Genomic DNA, 19,385 nt, shown 5'->3' on the forward strand with positions numbered 1-19,385 from the left:
AAAAAACGCCAGCAAGCTGGCGTTTTTTCATAAGGTCGCAAATCCCTCTGTGACGGGCGTACGGCTTAACCCAGCAGGGTTGCCCAGCCTTCGACCACGTCGCCGCCCCACTTGGCTTTCCACTCTTTCAGGGTTTTGTGGTTGCCACCCTTGGTTTCGATGACTTCACCGTTGTGCGGGTTCTTGTATTGTTTGACCTTGCGCGCGCGCTTGGTGCCGGTAGTTTTGGCGGCAACACGTGGCGCCTTAACTTTCGAGTCCGGATCCAGCAGCGCGATGATGTCGCGCAGGGACTTGGAGTATTCACCCATCAGGGCGCGCAGTTTGCCTTCGAATTCCAGCTCGGCTTGCAGTTTGTCGTCTTGCGACAGGTTCTTCAAACGGGCTTGCAGCTCTTTGATAGCTTCTTCTGTGGCGCGGTATTCGTTGATCAGGGACATGAGAATTGCCTTATGTTGAGTGCTGAGTGGCAGGTGATAATGGCGTAATAATAGTCAGGCAGTTTGCCCAAGTAAACAATAAAGCCGGCTTTTATTTAATTTGATTAGAGTGTTTAGCAAAGAAGCTGAGTGATGAGTTAAATGTTGTGAGCGAGTCCGCAGGAATATTTCCCAAAGAGTTATGGGACTATTTCCAAGTGTGACTGATTTCCCGCTCGCATCGGGCATGAGCCCTACAGGTGGCTCAGAGGAATCGGATTCCGACATCACGAATACTGCAGTTTTGTCGCGCAATCGCTAGAATGGCGGCCTTTGCGAAGTTCTGGAGTTTCCCCCTCATGCGCACTTTTCGGTTGGTGATTTCTTGCCCGGACCGCGTTGGCATCGTTGCCAAAGTCAGTAACTTTCTGGCGTCCCACAACGGCTGGATCACCGAAGCCAGTCACCACTCGGATGACCTGAGCGGCTGGTTCTTCATGCGTCACGAAATACGTGCCGACTCTTTGCCGTTCGGCCTTGAAGCCTTCCGTGAAGCCTTCGCACCGATTGCCGAAGAATTCTCGATGGACTGGCGTATCACCGATACCGCGCAAAAGAAGCGCGTGGTGTTGATGGCCAGCCGCGAGTCCCATTGCCTGGCTGACCTGCTGCATCGCTGGCACAGCGACGAACTCGACTGCGAAATCTCCTGTGTGATTTCCAACCACGACGACTTGCGCAGCATGGTCGAGTGGCATGGCATTCCTTATTACCACGTACCGGTCAACCCGCAGGACAAGGAGCCGGCGTTCGCCGAGGTCTCGCGCCTGGTCAAGCAGCACGACGCCGAAGTGGTGGTGCTGGCGCGCTACATGCAAATCCTGCCGCCGGAACTGTGCAGCGAATACGCGCACAAGGTGATCAACATCCACCACAGCTTCCTGCCGTCGTTCGTCGGCGCCAAGCCTTACCACCAGGCTTCCCTGCGTGGTGTGAAGCTGATCGGCGCGACCTGCCACTACGTGACCGAAGAGCTGGACGCCGGCCCGATCATCGAGCAGGACGTGGTCCGTGTCAGCCACAGCGACAGCATCGAAGACATGGTGCGTTTCGGCCGTGACGTCGAGAAGATGGTCCTGGCCCGCGGCCTGCGCTACCACCTGGAAGACCGCGTGCTGGTGCACGGCAACAAGACTGTAGTGTTCTAATCGAGAGTATTCTGATCGAGAGTGCTCTGATCAAAAAATGCTCTGATCGAATTCGCCGGGCCCGGGCATCCAAGCTCCAGGCCCGGCGATTTTTGATGAGGATCGGCCGATGAGTGATCCACTGGATAAAGCCACATCCAAGGCACCCGCCACCCTCGGCGAGGGCTGCCTGAGTCGCTACGACCCGGACGACATGAGCGCCGAGGACGGTACCGAGTTTCCCGGCGCCGCCGAGTTGTGGCAGCAGTTGCAGCAGGATGCCCCGGACACAGACCCGCCTAAGCCTGCTTGAGCTTCATCAGGGTGCGCAGCAAGGGGCGCCCGACCATCAGCAGGAATACCGGCCCGCCGGCCAGCAGATAGAAATAATAGGTAACGGCCCGCCAGATCAGGATGGCCGCGGCCGCCGTCGTTTTCCCCACCATGGGCGCCAGCAGCGCCGCCGATGTCAGCTCCGCCGCTCCCGCGCCGCCGGGCAGCAGGCTGAATTGCCCTGCGCTCAGGGCGAGCATCTGGATCAGAAAGGTCCAGGCCCATTGCAGGTCCACCCCCAGCCCGCGCAACGCCAGGTACAGCATGCTGTAACGCAGCGCCCAATGCAGGCAGGTCAGGGCAAAGACTCCCGTCAGGGTCTGCCAGGGCAGTTTCAGGCTGTCGCCGAAGGCCTTGAGGAAGTGCAGCCACTTGCGCGCCAGGCGTCGACGGGTAGCGGGGCGAACCTTGAAGGGCGCCAGTAGATGGCCGCTGAGCAGGATCAGGCGACGGTGGTAGAGGGCTATCGCCAGGCAGATGCATAACCCGCCGAACAGCGAAAGGCTGCTGAGGATCAGCAGCCATTCCAGGCGCTGGCTGAGGTTCTGGAACAGCGCGTAGAACAGGATCCCCAGCAGCGCGCAGAGGAAAAACAGCAGGTCGCTCAACTGATCCATGGCAAACACCGCACTGCCGCGGGCCGGGCGCACGCCATTGCGCGCCAGCAGGGCCATCAGCGTCAGGGGGCCGCCACTGCCGCCGGGCGTGGCGCAGATGGCGAACTCGGTGGACATCACCACCGCGAGGCTCTTCCAGCGTCCCAGCTGGCTGCGGTGTCGGCCCAGCAGCAGGCTCAGGCGCAGCGAATTGATGACCCAGCACAGCAGGATCATGCTCAGCATGCCGAGCAGTAACGGCAGGGAAAAACGCTGGACTCGCCCCCACAGTTCGCCGCCGCCCAGCAGCAGCGGCACCAGGATCGCCACCAGCAAGGCCATGGCCAGCCAGATCGCCCGGCTCATGGGGTACCGCGCGCCCTTGGCGGCTGGGTGTCGAGCCAGTCGGCCTTGGTCAGCGGCTTTCGTCCTTGTTCCAGCAGGCGCTCGAGGGTGTCCAGCCAGTACTGGCGCGAGTCGGGGTAACGCATGTCCACCGGGTGCAGGCCGAGGCGAATCACCGGTGCCTGCCGCCAGCGTCGTTCACGTTGCAGGCTGACCAGTCGGGAGGCTTTTCGGCGCCAGGCGCTGCGGGCACTCCACACCAGGCCGGGGGCGGCGATCGGCGAGAAGTCCGGCAGCCGGTACAGCTGTTGCGGGCCGCTGGTGTAGCGCAGAGGCAGTTGGCGCAGGGCCTGGCGTGTGCCCGGGCTCATCAGCCAGGCGGGGGCGACGAACCCCTGCAGGGGCCAGTTATAGCGCTGGAACAGTTCCAGGCCAGCATGCAGGCGTGCCAGGGCAGCATTTTCCGAGAGGCTGTAGAACTCGCCCTCATGGGTGTACACGCGGCGCATGAACCCGTCATACGGGGTACGCGGTGGCGGACCCTCATCGCAATGGAAGTAACCGTGCAGCACCAGTTCGTCGCCCCGTTCCAGGCGCGCGCTGAGCAGCCGGCGAAAACCGGGATGAGCGTCGAGCGGGTTGTGCCGGTGAAAATCCGGTACCACCAGCCAGGTCATCGGCACGTTGCCCATGGCGTCGACGGCTTCGACGAAGGGTTGGTAGTCGATCCAGGTCTGTGGCGCGACATCGTGCAAGACCAGCAGCACGCTGTGCACACCGGCGGACTCAACCATGGGCCAGCATCGGCTGTTGGATGCCGAGTACGGCGCGGTAGTGCTCCAGCAGGCTGGCGACCACCGTATCCCAGGCGTAGTAGCGTTCGACATGGCGGCGCGCCCGTTGGCCTCGCTCGGCACAGCCTTGGGCGAACAATTCCTGTACGGCCTGGGCCATCGCCAGCGGATTGTTTGGCGCGCACAGCAGGCCACCTTCCGCGGTGACGATTTCCTGAAAGGCCCCGGCGGCCACCGCGACCACGGGAATGCCACTGGCCATGGCTTCCAGGATCACCAGGCCAAAGGTTTCCTGATCCCCGGCATGTACCAGGGCGTCGGCGCTGGCCATCAGGCGGGCGACCTGAGGGGCCGGGCAGAACTGGTCGATCACCGTGACATTCTCCGGCACCGCGGTCGGCATGGCCGAGCCCACCAGCAACAGGTGGTAGCGCTTGTCCAGGCGCTGCATACAGTTGAGCAGCACCGGCAGGTTCTTTTCCTTGGAGCCACGGCCGGCAAAGATCAGCAGGCGGCTGTCTTCGGCAATCCCCAGTGCGGCGCGCAGGCCAGGGTCGCGGTGGCTCGGGTGGAAGGTCTGCAGGTCCACGCCCAGGGGTTGCACATAGACGTTGCGCACGCCCAGGCCGATCAGTTTGTCGGCCATGACCTGGCTGGGGGCCAGGACCCGGTCGAAATTGCCGTACAGCTTGCGCACATAGGCCTCGACATTCGGGGTGAACCAGGGGCCCATGCGGTTGCTGACCAGCAGCGGCAGGTCCGAGTGATAAAAGCCGATCACAGGTACATCCAGCTGGCGGCGGGCATCCAGGGCCGCCCAGGCGGTGAGGTAGGGGTCGCCGACTTCGATCAGGTCCGGTTGCAGGTCATGGAGCACATTGCGCCAGGGCCCCAGGCGCAGGGGAAAACGGTAGCCCTTGCCAAAGGGCAGGGCGGGAGCGGGGACTTTATAGATGCCGTCGCGTTCGCTGAAGTGAGCCCCGGGGATCAGCAAACTGTGGCGGATTCCTGGTTGGCGTCCCAGGCGACGATGCTTGGCGTCCAGATAAGTGCGCACGCCACCGCTGGCAGGGGCGTAGAACATGGTTATGTCAGCGATATGCACGATGATCATCCCTCCGATCCGGTGTTCTCCTTAGGGTTGACCCTTATCAAGGATAGATGTTCGGTCGGGATGCCGTGGCGGTTGGCGACGCGTCTGGATGAACGGCTTGCTGTGGATCCAGGGGCGATTGTTGCCAGCCGATGCCTGGGTTTTGCCCAGGCATCGGCTGGCGGAAGGGTCAGATACGGAAGCTGCCGACCAGTTGCTTCAGGCGGGCGGCCTGCTGCTCGAGGTCGGAACAGGCACGCAGGGTCGACTGCAGGTTTTCCACCCCTTCCTGGTTCAGGGTGTTGATTTCGGTGATGTCCATGTTGATCGACTCCACCACCGAGGTCTGTTCCTCGGTCGCGGTGGCGACCGACTGGTTCATGCCGTCGATCTCGCCAATGCGCTGGGTCACGCTGTTCAGGCGTTCGCCGGCCTGGTTGGCGATCTCCACGCTGTCCTGGCTGTGGCGCTGGCTGTTGCTCATGGTGCTGACCGACTCGCGGGCACCAACCTGCAGCTCCTCGATCATGGTCTGCACCTGTTGCGCCGATTCCTGGGTGCGATGGGCCAGGTTGCGCACTTCATCGGCGACCACGGCGAAACCGCGTCCGGCCTCGCCCGCCCGCGCCGCTTCGATGGCGGCGTTGAGGGCCAGCAAGTTGGTCTGCTGGGAGATGCTGGTGATGACTTCGAGGATCTGCCCGATGTTCACCGTCTTGCTGTTGAGGGTTTCGATGTTGCTGCTGGAGGCGCTGATCATGTCCGACAGCTGGTTCATCGCCAGGATGCTGCGGTCCACCACCTGCTGGCCGTCCTCGGCCAGGCTGCGCGCATCGCTGGCCTGCTGCGAAGCCTGGGCGGCGTTGCGGGCGATTTCCTGGGCGGCGGCGCCGAGCTGATTGATCGCCGCGGCCACGCTGTTGGTGCGGCTGGCCTGCTCGTCGGAGTTGAGCATCGACGAATTGGAGGCGCTGACCACCCGCAGGGCGACTTCGTTGACGTGCTCGGTGGCCGACGACACTTCGCGGATCGAACCGTGGATGCGCTCCACGAAGCGGTTGAACGCGGTGCCGAGGATGCCGAATTCATCCTGGTTCTGGATGGTCAGGCGACGGGTCAGGTCGCCTTCGCCGTCGGCGATGTCCTGCATGGCGCGGGTCATGACGTGCAGGGGCTGCATCAGCACCCGGATCAGCATGCCCAGCAGGGCGATGATGATGGCCACGGCGATGATAGTGGCAATGATGGCGGAGGCGCGGAACTCGCTGAGCATCGAGAACGCCTTGTCCTTGTCCACGGACAGGCCGATGTACCAATTCACCGACGGCAGGCCCTTGATCGGGGTGAAGGTGACGATGCGGGTCTTGCCCTCGACTTCGATTTCGCTGAAGTCGCCACTGATGCGTGGGGTGTTCTGCGGATAGGCCTCGCTCAGGCTCTTCATCACCAGCGCCTTGTCCGGGTGCACCAGGATCTTGCCGTCGGCGCTGACCAGGAAGGCATAGCCCATGCCGTCGAAATCCAGGGCATTGAGGGTTTCGACCAGGGTCTGCAGGCTCAGGTCGCCACCCACCACGCCGATGCTCTGCCCGGCATGACGCGAGGCGGTGGCGACGGAAATGATCAGCTGGCCGGTGGCGGCATCTATATAGGGTTCGGTGAGGGTCGAGCCGCTGCTGCTTTCGGCGCCCTTGTACCAGGGGCGAACCCGGGGATCGAAACCGTCGGGCATCTTCGCATCCGGGCGGATGGTGAAGCTGCCGCTGGCATCGCCCAGGTAGGAGGCCATGAAGGTCGAGGTCAAGGCCTTCTGTTCGAGCAGGCTGGCGACCTTGGTCGATTGCGGGTCGATTGCCAGGTTCTGCGCCAGGTTTTCGATCAACAGGATGCGCCCGGTGAGCCAGGTCTGGATGTTGCTCGCGGTCACATCGCCCATTTCATGCAGGTAATTGTCCAGGTCTTCGCGGATCGCGTTGCGCTGTAAATAATCGTTGTACAGCGTAAAGGAGGCGAAGGCGGCAATAACGATGAGGGCGGCGGCAAGCAGGATTTTATGGCTGAAGCGCAGGTTTTTGTTCATGGCTTGTGGTGTCCGCTAGGTCTTAATGTCACGAGCGTGCTCTTATAAAAGCGCGCAAAATGGGCGGGGTTGAAAGTAAGTTGATATTTCCACCTCTCCTTGGGGAATTATCTGGCCTATTTTTCAGTCTTTTCTGATCTATCGGCCGGTCAAGGCTAAAGATTAACCATGGGTGACAAAATGCCGGATTCATCGCAACTCGTTATCGGTGCCGATCTCGCGGGGCAACCGATTGCCCAGGCCATGCGCCTGGCAAATCGTCACGGGCTGGTGGCAGGCGCTACCGGGACAGGGAAAACCGTCACCTTGCAACGGCTGGCAGAAACCTTCAGCGATGCCGGTGTCGCGGTGTTCGCCGCGGACATCAAGGGTGACCTGTGTGGCCTGGGCGCCGCGGGCAATCCCCAGGGCAAGGTTGCCGAACGTATTGCCGGGATGCCGTGGCTGAACCACAAGCCCCAGGCTTATCCGGTCACGTTGTGGGACATTCACGGGCAGTCCGGGCACCCGCTGCGGACCACCCTGAGCGAAATGGGCCCGCTGCTGCTGGGCAGCCTGCTGGAACTGACCGACAGTCAGCAATCGGCGTTGTATGCGGCATTCAAGGTGGCTGACCGCGAAGGCTTGTTGCTGCTCGACCTGAAAGACCTCAAGGCGTTGCTCAACCACCTCAAGGACAACCCGCAGCTGCTGGGGGATGACGCGGCGCTGATGACCACCGGCTCCAGCCAGGCCTTGTTGCGGCGCCTGGCCACCCTGGAGCAGCAGGGCGCCGAAGCCCTGTTCGGCGAGCCGGCCCTGCAACTGGAAGACATCCTGCAACCGGCCAGTGATGGGCGCGGGCGGATTCACCTGCTCGACGCCAGCCGCCTGGTGCACGAGGCGCCCAAGGTCTATGCGACCTTCCTGTTGTGGCTGCTGGCCGAGCTGTTCGAGCAACTGCCGGAGCGCGGCGATGCGGAAAAGCCGCTGCTGGCGCTGTTTTTCGACGAAGCCCACCTGTTGTTCGCCGGCACGCCCAAGGCGTTGCAGGAGCGGCTGGAGCAGGTGGTACGGCTGATTCGCTCCAAAGGCGTGGGCGTGTACTTCGTCACCCAGTCGCCAGGCGACTTACCGGACGACGTGCTGGCGCAACTGGGGCTGCGCGTCCAGCACGGCTTGCGGGCATTCACCGCCAAGGAACAGAAATCCTTGCGCGCCGTGGCGGACGGCTTCCGGCCGAACCCGGCGTTCGATGCCCTGTCGGTGCTCACCGAGCTGGGGATTGGCGAGGCGCTGGTCGGTACCCTGCAGGAAAAAGGTACGCCGGAGATGGTCCAGCGAGTGCTGGTGGCACCGCCGCAGTCGCGCATCGGGCCGTTGACCGAGGCCGAGCGTGCGGCGCTGATCAACAGTTCGCCGTTGGTCGGTCGTTATGACAAGCCGGTCGACCGCGAGTCGGCCTATGAAGTGCTGATGGGACGCAAGGGCCTGGCACCGGAGGCCGAGGTTGCGCCAGGCAAACCGGCCGCCGAGGAGCCGAGCTTTACCGATCGGGCTGGCGAGTTCCTCGGTACCGCCGCCGGTCAGGCCCTGAAGTCCGCCATGCGCCAGGCCGCCAATCAATTGGGGCGGCAGCTGGTGCGTGGGCTGATGGGGTCTCTGCTGGGTGGCAGCAAGCGCCGCTGATCGGCGGTTGGCCAGTTACGTCCGTGATTTGGCGTGGCTGGCCAGGCGCTCCAGGGCGGCGCGCAGGTTGGGATCGGTGATGCCGTCGGCAGTGGCCTGAATGGTCTCGGCGGCGTTGCTCGACAGGTCCATGGTGTGTCCGGTCGCACCGCGTTGCACGGTGGGAGGCTGCACTTTGAACAGGATTCGCGTCAGATTGTTGAACTCATTGAACTCCAAAAGCTGACGTTGCAGGCGTTTTTGCTGATAACGCAGGCGCGTCGCCCAATGGCCGTCGGTGACGATCAGCAGCAGGCTGCCTTCGCGCCAGGACGCAACATGGCAGTGCTCGCGCGCGGCCGGTTGCAGCTGGCTTTCCAGCAGGCGCTGCAAGTGCGCCAGGCGCTGGGCGTGGCCGAGTATGGCTTTGAGAGGCTTGGCTTCGCGAAGGAGTACGGCGGGTGCTCTGGCCGTAAGAGGGCGAAATGCCATGATCAGACACCTGAAGTTACAGAGCCGCCATGGTAGCAGAAAGCGCCGGCCTGACCTCGTTCATCGCTGCGACGAGGCTTTATCCATTAAATCAATGGTTAACTTCGTACTCGTCCGGGTTGAAACTGGCGTAAAAGGCCTTATTGTAAGTGGGCCCCGTCACAGCGCTGTACCAGCATCGTGGAATAACGCCACTTTCCTCACCATCGTTTCCGGGTAGAATACTCGTTCGCATGCGGCCATGAGGGCTGCACGGGCGACTCACGGGGCCGCCCTCCATCCCTATGTGTGGAAGATCCTGCCGATATGTTTGCGCCTTTGTTAAAGAAACTTTTTGGAAGCAAGAACGAGCGTGAAGTCAAACGCATGCTCAAGACGGTACAGATCGTCAATGCCTTCGAAGAGCAAATGGTGGCCCTTTCGGACGATCAGTTGCGCGCCAAGACTGCAGAGTTCAAGGCCCGCATAGCCAAAGGTGAATCCCTCGACAAACTGCTTCCCGAAGCCTTTGCGGTCGCCCGCGAAGCCGGCAAGCGGGTCATGGGTATGCGCCACTTCGACGTACAGTTGATCGGCGGCATGACCTTGCATGAAGGCAAGATCGCCGAAATGCGTACCGGTGAAGGCAAGACCCTGGTGGCAACACTGGGCGTTTACCTCAACGCGCTGTCCGGCAAGGGCGTGCACGTGGTTACGGTGAACGACTATCTGGCCCGCCGCGACGCCAACTGGATGCGCCCGCTCTATGAATTCCTCGGCCTGACGGTCGGCGTGGTCACGCCGTTCCAGCCGCCGGAAGAGAAGCGCGCTGCCTACGCCGCCGACATCACCTACGGCACCAACAACGAATTCGGTTTCGACTACCTGCGCGACAACATGGCTTTCAGCATGGAAGACAAGTTCCAGCGCGAGCTCAATTTTGCCGTGATCGACGAAGTCGACTCGATCCTGATCGACGAGGCCCGTACCCCGCTGATCATCTCCGGCCAGGCCGAAGACAGCTCCAAGCTCTACACCGAGATCAACAAGCTGATCCCGCGCCTTGAGCAGCACATCGAGGAAGTGGAAGGCGAGGTGACCAAGGCCGGTCACTTCACCGTCGACGAGAAGACCCGTCAGGTCGAACTCAACGAAGCCGGTCACCAGTTCATCGAAGAGATGCTGACCCAGGTCGGCCTGCTGGCGGAAGGCGAGAGCCTGTACTCGGCGCACAACCTGGGCCTGCTGACCCACGTGTATGCCGGACTGCGCGCGCACAAGCTGTTCAACCGCAACGTCGAGTACATCGTCCAGGATGGCCAGGTGGTCCTGGTGGACGAGCACACCGGTCGTACCATGCCGGGTCGCCGTCTGTCCGAAGGCCTGCACCAGGCCATCGAAGCCAAGGAAAACCTCAACATCCAGGCCGAGAGCCAGACCCTGGCGTCGACCACCTTCCAGAACTACTTCCGTCTGTACACCAAGCTGTCCGGCATGACCGGTACCGCGGACACCGAAGCCTTCGAGTTCCATCAGATCTACGGTCTGCAGGTGATGGTCATCCCGCCGAACAAGCCGCTGGCGCGCAAAGACTACAACGATCTGGTGTTCCTGACCGCGGACGAGAAATATGCCGCGATCATCAACGACATCAAGGAATGCATGACCCAGGGCCGTCCGGTTCTGGTGGGCACCGCGACCATCGAAACTTCCGAGCACATGTCCAACCTGCTCCAGAAGGAAGGCATCGAGCACAAGGTCCTGAACGCCAAGTTCCACGAAAAAGAAGCGGAAATCATTGCCCAGGCCGGCCGTCCGGGTGCCCTGACCATCGCCACCAACATGGCCGGTCGCGGTACCGACATCCTGTTGGGCGGTAACTGGGAAGTCGAAGTCGCCTCCCTGGAAAACCCGACTCCTGAGCAGATTGCTCAGATCAAGGCCGACTGGCAGAAGCGTCACCAGCAGGTGCTGGAATCCGGCGGCCTGCAGGTGATCGCGTCCGAGCGTCACGAATCGCGCCGAATCGACAACCAGCTGCGTGGTCGCGCCGGTCGTCAGGGCGACGCCGGTTCCAGCCGTTTCTACCTGTCCCTGGAAGACAGCCTGATGCGCATCTTCGCCTCCGACCGGGTGAAGAACTTCATGAAGGCCCTGGGCATGCAGTCCGGCGAAGCGATCGAGCACCGCATGGTGACCAACGCGATCGAAAAGGCCCAGCGCAAGGTAGAAGGCCGTAACTTCGACATTCGCAAGCAACTGCTCGAGTTCGACGACGTCAACAACGAACAGCGTAAAGTGATCTATCACATGCGTAACACGTTGCTGGCCGCGGACAACATCGGCGAGACCATCTCCGACTTCCGCCAGGACGTGCTCAACGCCACCGTCAGCGCGCACATCCCTCCACAATCGCTGCCTGAGCAGTGGGACGTGGCCGGTCTGGAAGCAGCGTTGCAGAGCGACTTTGGTGTCACCCTGCCGATCCAGCAATGGCTCGACGAAGACGATCACCTGTACGAAGAAACCCTGCGCGAGAAACTGCTGAACGAGCTGGTGGCGGCGTACAACGAGAAAGAAGACCAGGCCGGTGCCGAAGCACTGCGCACCTTCGAGAAGCAAATCGTCCTGCGCGTCCTGGACGACCTGTGGAAAGACCACCTGTCGACCATGGATCACCTGCGTCACGGTATTCACCTGCGTGGTTATGCGCAGAAGAACCCGAAACAGGAATACAAGCGCGAGTCCTTCACCCTGTTCTCCGAACTGCTGGATTCCATCAAGCGCGACTCGATCCGCGTGCTGTCGCACGTTCAGGTTCGTCGCGAGGATCCGATCGAGGAAGAGGCGCGCCTGCGCCAGGAAGCCGAGGCACTGGCTCAGCGCATGCAGTTCGAGCACGCCGAAGCTCCGGGCCTTGAGCAGCCGGAAGCGCTGGAAGAGGGCGTCGATGTCGACGTGGCCCTGGCCTCCGCTCCGGTACGCAACGAGCAGAAACTGGGCCGCAATGAACTGTGCTACTGCGGTTCGGGCAAGAAGTACAAACACTGTCACGGCCAGATCAACTAAGATTTTCGCCAGACACTGAAATACCCGCGCCGCGACCGGCATCAGCCGTCGCGGCGTTTTTCCATTCGCCGCCCTGCCTTTCGCGATGGCAGTGCACACATCAGGTTAAAGAGGAGCGCATTCATGGCTGTTGGTCTTGGTCCTTTGCCAACGTTGCACCCGGTTGCCGGTTTTGAACTCGGTATCGCTTCGGCGGGCATCAAGCGCCCGGGGCGCAAGGATGTTGTGGTCATGCGCTGTGCCGAAGGTTCCACGGTGGCTGGTGTGTTCACCTTGAACGCGTTTTGCGCCGCCCCGGTGATCCTGGCCAAGCAGCGTGTGCAAGGCCCTGTGCGTTACCTGCTGACCAACACCGGCAACGCCAACGCCGGTACCGGCGAGCCAGGCCTGGCCGCCGCGACCCGCACCTGCGCCAAGCTGGCCGAGCTGACGGGCGTCGATGCCAGCGCCGTACTGCCGTATTCCACCGGGGTCATCGGCGAGCCACTGCCGGTCGAGAAGATCGAAGGCGCGCTGCAGGCCGCGCTGGACGACCTGTCCGTGGACAACTGGGCCGCCGCGGCCACTGGCATCATGACCACCGACACTCTGCCCAAGGGGGCCAGCCGCCAGTTCCAGCACGACGGCGTGACCATCACTGTCACTGGTATCAGCAAGGGCGCGGGCATGATTCGTCCGAACATGGCGACCATGCTCGGCTACATCGCCACCGATGCCAAAGTGTCCCGTGAAGTGCTGCAGAACCTGCTGCTGGACGGCGCCAACAAGTCGTTCAACCGCATCACCATCGACGGTGATACTTCCACCAACGACTGCTGCATGCTGATCGCCACCGGCCAGGCAGCCCTGCCGGAAATCACCGAGGCCAGCGGCCCGTTGTTCGCCGCGCTGAAGCAGGCGGTATTCGAAGTGTGCATGGACGTGGCCCAGGCCATCGTGCGTGACGGCGAAGGGGCGACCAAGTTCGTCACGGTCGAAGTCAACGGCGGCGGCAATCACCAGGAGTGCCTGGATGTCGGCTACACCGTGGCCCACTCGCCGTTGATCAAGACCGCGCTGTTCGCGTCCGACCCGAACTGGGGGCGTATCCTGGCCGCTGTCGGTCGTGCCGGCGTGCCGGACCTGGATGTGAGCAAGATCGACGTTTTCCTCGGCGAAGTCTGTATCGCCAGCCGTGGCGCGCGTGCCGCCAGCTACACCGAAGCCCAGGGCGCGGCAGTAATGCAGCAGGAAGAAATCACCATCCGCATCGAGCTGGGACGCGGTGATTGCAGCGAAACCATCTGGACCACCGACCTGTCCCACGAGTACGTGAAAATCAACGCGGAATACCGTACCTGATACACCGCTACTCGCTTCTACATGGACGCGACGCATCACGTGTAGGAGCGAGCCTGCTAGCGATGGAGGCCCATGGCCTCCATCTCCTCTGAAAGGTGCCCGACATGAATCTTCACCTGATCATCGGCGACAAGCTCTATTCCTCCTGGTCGCTGCGCGCCGCCCTGGCGCTTGAGCTGGCCGGCGCGACTTACACCGAAGAACTGATCAAGCTGAACCAGCCCGATACCCGCGAGCGGATTCTCAAGCATTCGCCGACCGGCAAAGTCCCGTTGCTGAAGACCGAACACGGCACCATCGCCGATTCCCTGGCGATCGCCGAATACCTGGTCGAGCGTTTCCCCGAAGCCGAGCTCTGGCCGCGCGATGTGGCTGCCCGGGCCCAGGCCCGCTCCGCCTGTGCGCAGATGCACAGCGGTTTCTTCGGCCTGCGCGGCAACCTGCCGTTCGACCTGAGCCGAGATGCCGCGCTGTCGCCCATGCCACCCGAAGCCCAGGCCGATATCGAGCGGATGCTGGCCTTGTGGGCCGAGTGTCGCGCGGCCGCGACCGAGCCAGGACCTTTCCTGTTTGGCCGGGTCAGCCTGGCGGACGTCTTTTTTGCGCCGATCGCCGTGCGCCTGCGCACCTATCGGGTGGCGCTGCCGGCTGTCGATGCAGCCTATGTTGAAACGATCTATCAATGGCCAGCCTTCAAGGCGTGGCAGAAAGCCGGTTTAGAGGAAGTAGTGCGGTGAAACGAGTACATGTGGCGGCGGCCGTGATCCGTGATGCCGACGGCAGGATCCTGATTGCCCGACGTGCCGATACCCAGCATCAGGGCGGCCTCTGGGAGTTTCCCGGCGGCAAGGTCGAAGCGGACGAGGCGGTGGAAGCGGCGCTGACCCGTGAGCTGCAGGAAGAGCTGGGCATTCTGGTGTCCCGGGCGCGGCCATTGATCAAGGTGCAGCATGACTACCCGGACAAGCAGGTGTTGCTGGATGTCTGGGAAGTTTCCGCCTTTACCGGCGAGCCCCATGGCGCCGAGGGCCAGCCTTTGGCCTGGGTCACGGCCCGCGAGCTGGAGAACTACGAGTTCCCGGCGGCCAACCAGCCGATCGTGGCGGCAGCGCGCTTGCCGAGCGAATACCTGATCACCCCGGAAGGGTTGGAAACGTCGGCGCTGTTGCGGGGCATGCAGAAAGCCATTGCCGGTGGCAGCAAGTTGATCCAATTACGTGCCCCCAACGGTTACGACCCGCAATACCGCGACCTGGCGGTGGATGCAGTCGGCCTGTGCGCGGGCAAGGCGCAATTGATGCTCAAGGGGCCGTTCGAATGGTTGGGGGATTTCCCCTCGGCGGGCTGGCATATCACCTCGGCGCAGCTGCGCAAATACGCCAGCGCCGGGCGTCCCTTTGGCAAGGAGCGCTGGCTGGCGGCGTCCTGCCATGACGCTGAAGAGCTGTCCTTGGCGCAGCAGATGGATGTGGACTTCGTGACGCTGTCGCCGGTCCAGCCGACCCAGACCCACCCTGATGCGCAGCCGCTGGGTTGGGAGCAGGCCGCCCGACTGATCAGCGGTTTCAACAAGCCGGTGTACCTGCTGGGCGGCGTCGGTCCGGACCAGCGCGAGCAGGCCTGGCAGGCCGGGGCGCAAGGGGTGGCGGGGATTCGCGCGTTCTGGCCCTGAGGCCAGTCACCGGCCGGTTCGCTCCCGTATAAGCTGCAGGAGCGGGCTTGCTGGCGATCAGAGAGGGTAAAGGCGCCTGCTATTCGGGTTTCGCCGCCGCCTGCCAGAGAATCTCGGCGATCCCCTGGCGCTTGGCAATCAGGCGCGCCGCCACGAACAGCAAGTCGGACAGGCGATTGATGTAGGCCAGGCCGACCCCCTCCAGCGGTTCCACTGCATTCAAGTGCTGGCAACGTCGCTCGGCACTGCGCGCCAGGCTGCGGCAAACATGAGCCTGGGCGATCAAGGCCGAACCGCCCGGCAAAATGAAATTCTCCAGCGGCCCCAACTCTTCGTTCCAGGTATCGATAGCTGCTTCCAGGCGTTCGACTTCCGTGGCATTCAGTGCCTGATACACCGGCATGGCTAACTCACCACCCAGGTCGAAGAGGCGGTGCTGGCAGGGCGCCAGGACATCGATCAATTCCTGCAAACCCGGATGCTCGGTGCGCTGTTCAATCAGCCCGGCCAGGAGCAGCCCGAGCTGGCTGTTCAGCGTATCGACTTCGCCGATGGCTTCGACCCGCGGATGGTCCTTGGGAACCCGGCGCCCGTCACCCAGCCCGGTTTCGCCTTTGTCGCCGGTGCGGGTGTAAATCTTCGACAAGCGAAAGCCCATGCTTACCTCTCCAGTGGGGGATGTTCCAGTGGTGGCGGCTGACTGCCCGCCAGTGGCAAACGCAAGGTGAAGCATGTGCCCTGGCCCTGCGTCGACTGCACTTCCATCTGGCCTTTGTGATTGTTGGTGATGATGAAGTACGAAACCGACAGCCCAAGGCCGGTGCCCTGGCCGATTTCCTTGGTGGTGAAGAACGGCTCGAAGGTCCGTTTGCGCACGTTTTCGCTCATGCCGATGCCGTTGTCCTCGACCTGGATTTCCGCCCAGGGCGGGTTCAGCCGAGTACGCAGGATAATGCGCCCGGGTTCGCTGTCGTCTACCCGCTGGTGAATGGCCTGGGCGGCGTTTTTCAGCAGGTTGAGCAGGACCTGTTCCAGTTCGTTGGCGGTACCGGGCACCGGCCCCAGTTGCGGGTCGAACTGGCGGATGATGGCCTGGCCCTTGAAGTCGAAGCCTATGGCCAGGTCGAAGTCGTTGCCGGCAATTTCCACGGCCTGGTCGATCAGTGCCGGCAGGTCACAAGGCGCCATCTGCCGGTTGCTGCGCCGGCTGAAGCTGAGCATATGGGTCACGATCTTCGCCGCCCGGGCGCCGGCCTGCTGGATGCCGTCGAGCAGTTGCGGCACTTCGCGGCTCTGCAGGTAATGGTTGACGGTTTCCAGTTCGATGCCCAACTGCTCGGCATGCTCCAGGTTCTTCGGCAGCTCGGGTGACAGGCGCCGACGAATGTTCTGCACGTTGTGCAGGATCGCTCCCAGCGGGTTGTTGATTTCATGGGCCATGCCGGCGGCCAACCCTCCCACGGAGAGCATTTTTTCCGACTGCACCATCATTTCTTCCAGGGACAGGCGCTGGGTGATGTCGTCGATCCGGATCACCACGCCGCGCCCGGCACCGCCCATCAGCGGGTAGAAGGTAAGGGCGTAATGCCGGGCCTCGTCGTCCTTGACCCAGGTGACCCGCTCGACCTTGGTGACCGTATGCTGCTCCACGGTTTCCTTGAGTTGCGGCAGGAACGGCTTGAGTGGTTCGAAGGCGAGGAAGATCGGCTGGTTCAGCGCTTCGTCCAGGCGCGTGCCTGAGAGGGCGCTGGCTTCCTGGTTCCATTGGGTGACATAGAGCTGCTCGTCCAGGGCGATCAGGGCCGAGGGCATCGAGTCGATGATGCTGTTGAGGTAGTTCTGGAAGCCGGTGAGTTTCTTTTCGATCTTGCTGCGCACCTGGACTTCCAGTTCCAGCTTGCGGTTGGTGTGGCGGGTTTCTTCGGCCAGGCCCTGGGCCTGGTCATAGGCCGCCTGGGAGTCGTCGCGGGCGCGCTTGAGTTGCTGCTCTCGCGCCTCGATGCGCGACAGCATGGTGTTGAAGGCCTCGGCCAGGCTTCCGATCTCATCGCGGTTGCCGCGGGCGGCGCGCAGGGAATAGTTTTCCTCGCGTGTCACTTGTCGGGACAGTTCTTCCAGCTGGTGGATGGGTTGGGTGATCAGCCGCTTGATCTGCCGGGCAATGATCAACCACAGCAGCACACTGAAGATCAGGATACCCAGGCTCGCGGTCAGGGTGCCGGTGTAGAAGGCCATCGGCAGTTCACTGCTGGCCACCAGCAACAGATGGCCGGGGGGCTGGCCGGCGCGGGGCAGGGTGATGATCTGGTTGCTGCGAAATTCGGTCAGTTGCCAGGCTTCGATATGCCGATAGCGCTCCGGCAGGCTCAGGCGTTCGCCATGTTGCAGTTGGGCCAGGCGCATGCCTTTGCCGTCATAGATCGCTGCGGCGCGCAGGGGGGAGTAGCTGTTGAGTTCGTTGAGCAGCTTCTCGGCGTTTTGTGGCGAATCCAGCGCCTGCGCAGCCAGGGTCGGGTTGGATACCAGCCTTCCGATGGTCTGCAAGGCTTGCGGCGCCATGCTTTCCTGGGAGATCCAGTAGGCGGCGCTGATAAAGGTCAGGTTGGCGACCAGCAGTACGGTAATCAGCAGGACGAGCAAGGCGGCCAGCAGTTTTTGGCCGACCGGTAGGTTTTCAAGGCGCTGGCGCAATGGCATCGGGGACGTCGCTAGAGAGGAACACGTGGGCAGCGTAGCCGCTGCTCAGTCGCTGGGCAATCCGCGCTGTCGCAGGTGTTCCACCAATAGCCGGCGCAGGCGGCTGAGGTTGGGCAGGTGCAGTTGGTGCCTGGCGGCAACGTCGCAGGCATGCCCCAATAAGTAGCTGATTTCGGTCCTGCGCCGGCTGGCGACGTCCTGGTACATGGAGGAGTAGTTGACGGCGGTCGCCTGGATCACCCGCTCCACTTCCTGCTGCAGGTTCTCGGCCGCGGCGGGCTGGCCGCAGCGTTCCAGCAGTTCGCTCAGCTCGACGCACAGCATCGCCACTTCGCAATGATGCTGCAGCAGGCCACCGTTGCGGCAGTCATGCAGGACCGTCAGGGGATTGATCGCGCAGTTGAGCGCCAGCTTGCGCCAGAGGCGGGTCAGGATGTCCGCGCTCCATTCATGGGGGATGCCGCTGGCGCTCAGGTCGTCGAGCCAGAAGGGCGCGGTGGGGTGGCTGGCGTCCCCCAGCCAGGTGTAGCCATGACCGGCGAACACCACGCGCCAGTCGCCATCGCGAAAGGCGCCTTCGGTGCTCGAGGCATAAATGCAGCGGGCCTGCGGTACCTGGGCGGCCACGGCGTCCTGGCTGCCCAGGCCGTTCTGCAGCAGGATCAGTTCGGCATCGGGCGTCAGGCGCGTGGCCAGCTGGCTGACGGCCTGTTGCGCGTCATAGGCCTTGCAGGCCACCAGCAGGCGGGCAATGGGCTCAGGGCTATCGACGGTTTCGCCGGGAATGGCATGGAAACTGGCCTGTCCCTGTTCCACCAGCGTCAGTCCGCCCGCGGCCTGATAGGCCTGCAGGCGAGCCTGGTCGCGCAGAATCAGGCGTACCGGCAAGCCGGCCCGGGCCAGGCGTGTCGCCCAGAGGGTGCCGAGGCTGCCCGCGCCCAGAATGTGCCAGGTGGTCGACATCAGCGTGGTGCTCGGTTTGGCAGGCGCATGCGCGGCTCGCAGTGAAGGAGGGGAAAGACCCGTTATAATGAGCCCGGATTTTAACCGCAAACCGGGCGTGCTCCATCTTTATCGAGCTGCGCCCCTTTTTTATTGGAGAAATTACATGCCGTCGTTCGACGTGGTATCCGAACTGGACAAACACGAAGTCACCAATGCCGTGGAAAACGCCGTCAAGGAGCTGGACCGCCGCTATGACTTGAAGGGCAAGGGCAGCTTCGAGTTCAAGGAAAAGGAACTCACCGTCAACCTGACCGCTGAAGCTGAATTCCAGCTGGAAGCGATGATCGAGATCCTCAAGCTGGCCCTGGTCAAGCGCAAGATCGATGTGCAGTGCCTTGAGGTCAAGGACGCTTACGCTTCGGGCAAGGTGATGAAGCAGGAGGCGGTGCTCAAGGAAGGTATCGACAAAGAGCTGGCGAAAAAGATCGTTGCCCACATCAAGGACGCCAAGCTGAAGGTCCAGGCTGCCATCCAGGGCGAGCAGGTACGGGTGACCGGCAAGAAACGCGACGACCTGCAGGAAGCCATCGCCGCCCTGCGCGCGAAAGAGTTCGGCATGCCGCTGCAGTTCAACAACTTCCGCGACTGATCGGTTTTTTCGGGAACCTCGCAAGCTTATTGGCGTCCGAGGCCCGA

The 19,385-nt window shown here is 62.5% G+C and carries 17 protein-coding genes and 1 pseudogene; 8 read left to right on the forward strand and 10 right to left on the reverse strand.

From position 1 onward, the window contains the following. Positions 1-65 precede the first annotated feature (65 nt). The gene (gene mvaT, locus PVZ78_RS04005; RefSeq protein ID WP_007931174.1) at positions 66-440 is read right to left on the reverse strand and encodes a histone-like nucleoid-structuring protein MvaT; all 375 of its coding nucleotides are present in this window, start codon (positions 438-440) and stop codon (positions 66-68) included. 338 nt (positions 441-778) lie between these two features. Between mvaT and purU the strand changes: the two genes are divergently transcribed. Further along, the gene (purU, locus tag PVZ78_RS04010) at positions 779-1,627 is read left to right on the forward strand and encodes a formyltetrahydrofolate deformylase (protein ID WP_007931173.1); all 849 of its coding nucleotides are present in this window, start codon (positions 779-781) and stop codon (positions 1,625-1,627) included. A gap of 109 nt (positions 1,628-1,736) precedes the next feature. After that, positions 1,737-1,919 (forward strand): hypothetical protein, encoded by a 183-nt coding sequence (locus PVZ78_RS04015; RefSeq protein WP_016703378.1) that lies wholly within the window; start codon positions 1,737-1,739, stop codon positions 1,917-1,919. Here the strand turns inward: PVZ78_RS04015 and PVZ78_RS04020 are convergent. The 5 genes and pseudogenes from PVZ78_RS04020 to PVZ78_RS31720 all read right to left on the reverse strand — a co-directional run. After that, entirely contained in the window at positions 1,906-2,901 is a 996-nt protein-coding gene (locus tag PVZ78_RS04020; RefSeq protein WP_009050488.1) for a lysylphosphatidylglycerol synthase transmembrane domain-containing protein, read from the reverse strand. The two genes, PVZ78_RS04015 and PVZ78_RS04020, sit on opposite strands and share 14 nt — an antisense overlap. Further along, the gene (locus tag PVZ78_RS04025; RefSeq protein ID WP_273828255.1) at positions 2,898-3,674 is read right to left on the reverse strand and encodes a polysaccharide deacetylase family protein; all 777 of its coding nucleotides are present in this window, start codon (positions 3,672-3,674) and stop codon (positions 2,898-2,900) included. The genes PVZ78_RS04020 and PVZ78_RS04025 overlap by 4 nt, the downstream gene beginning before the upstream one ends. Continuing rightward, entirely contained in the window at positions 3,667-4,788 is a 1,122-nt protein-coding gene (locus PVZ78_RS04030) for a glycosyltransferase family 4 protein (RefSeq protein WP_273828256.1), read from the reverse strand. The genes PVZ78_RS04025 and PVZ78_RS04030 overlap by 8 nt, the downstream gene beginning before the upstream one ends. 169 nt (positions 4,789-4,957) lie before the next feature. Beyond that, positions 4,958-5,722, reverse strand: coding sequence for a methyl-accepting chemotaxis protein (locus tag PVZ78_RS31715; RefSeq protein WP_371920946.1), 765 nt, complete (start codon positions 5,720-5,722; stop codon positions 4,958-4,960). Positions 5,723-5,815: 93 nt separating this feature from the next. Continuing rightward, a pseudogene (locus tag PVZ78_RS31720) lies at positions 5,816-6,847 on the reverse strand (HAMP domain-containing protein); the annotation flags it as partial. A gap of 180 nt (positions 6,848-7,027) precedes the next feature. On the opposite strand from PVZ78_RS31720, the gene PVZ78_RS04040 reads away from it, so the two are divergent. Further along, positions 7,028-8,515, forward strand: a complete 1,488-nt coding sequence (locus tag PVZ78_RS04040; protein WP_009050484.1) for a helicase HerA-like domain-containing protein — start codon at positions 7,028-7,030, stop codon at positions 8,513-8,515. A gap of 15 nt (positions 8,516-8,530) precedes the next feature. Here the strand turns inward: PVZ78_RS04040 and PVZ78_RS04045 are convergent, their stop codons facing one another. Beyond that, entirely contained in the window at positions 8,531-8,986 is a 456-nt protein-coding gene (locus tag PVZ78_RS04045; RefSeq protein ID WP_009050483.1) for a DUF721 domain-containing protein, read from the reverse strand. Between the two features lie 306 nt (positions 8,987-9,292). On the opposite strand from PVZ78_RS04045, the gene secA reads away from it, so the two are divergent. The 4 genes from secA (at position 9,293) to PVZ78_RS04065 (ending at position 15,047) form a co-directional block, all read left to right on the forward strand. After that, entirely contained in the window at positions 9,293-12,034 is a 2,742-nt protein-coding gene (secA, locus tag PVZ78_RS04050) for a preprotein translocase subunit SecA (RefSeq protein ID WP_009050482.1), read from the forward strand. Between the two features lie 123 nt (positions 12,035-12,157). Beyond that, the gene (gene argJ, locus PVZ78_RS04055) at positions 12,158-13,375 is read left to right on the forward strand and encodes a bifunctional glutamate N-acetyltransferase/amino-acid acetyltransferase ArgJ (protein WP_016703382.1); all 1,218 of its coding nucleotides are present in this window, start codon (positions 12,158-12,160) and stop codon (positions 13,373-13,375) included. 104 nt (positions 13,376-13,479) lie between these two features. Then, positions 13,480-14,112, forward strand: coding sequence for a glutathione S-transferase (locus tag PVZ78_RS04060; protein ID WP_273828257.1), 633 nt, complete (start codon positions 13,480-13,482; stop codon positions 14,110-14,112). Then, positions 14,109-15,047, forward strand: a complete 939-nt coding sequence (locus PVZ78_RS04065; protein WP_273828258.1) for a Nudix family hydrolase — start codon at positions 14,109-14,111, stop codon at positions 15,045-15,047. The genes PVZ78_RS04060 and PVZ78_RS04065 overlap by 4 nt, the downstream gene beginning before the upstream one ends. Positions 15,048-15,126: 79 nt before the next feature. On the opposite strand, the gene PVZ78_RS04070 is transcribed toward PVZ78_RS04065, so the two are convergent. Genes PVZ78_RS04070 through PVZ78_RS04080 form a run of 3 tightly spaced genes read right to left on the reverse strand, consistent with a single transcriptional unit; the run spans position 15,127 to position 18,707 of the window. Continuing rightward, positions 15,127-15,705, reverse strand: a complete 579-nt coding sequence (locus PVZ78_RS04070; protein WP_016703383.1) for a cob(I)yrinic acid a,c-diamide adenosyltransferase — start codon at positions 15,703-15,705, stop codon at positions 15,127-15,129. 2 nt (positions 15,706-15,707) lie between these two features. Continuing rightward, a complete protein-coding gene (locus PVZ78_RS04075; protein ID WP_016703384.1) occupies positions 15,708-17,744 on the reverse strand; it encodes a sensor histidine kinase in 2,037 nt (678 codons plus the stop codon). 45 nt (positions 17,745-17,789) lie between these two features. After that, positions 17,790-18,707, reverse strand: coding sequence for a putative 2-dehydropantoate 2-reductase (locus tag PVZ78_RS04080; RefSeq protein ID WP_273828259.1), 918 nt, complete (start codon positions 18,705-18,707; stop codon positions 17,790-17,792). A gap of 145 nt (positions 18,708-18,852) precedes the next feature. Here PVZ78_RS04080 and PVZ78_RS04085 point away from each other — a divergent pair, with 145 nt between their 5' ends. After that, the gene (locus tag PVZ78_RS04085) at positions 18,853-19,338 is read left to right on the forward strand and encodes a YajQ family cyclic di-GMP-binding protein (RefSeq protein ID WP_023966912.1); all 486 of its coding nucleotides are present in this window, start codon (positions 18,853-18,855) and stop codon (positions 19,336-19,338) included. The last annotated feature ends 47 nt before the right edge of the window (positions 19,339-19,385 follow it).

The organism is Pseudomonas sp. SBT1-2, assembly GCF_028640875.1.
Classification (GTDB): domain Bacteria; phylum Pseudomonadota; class Gammaproteobacteria; order Pseudomonadales; family Pseudomonadaceae; genus Aquipseudomonas; species Aquipseudomonas chlororaphis_I.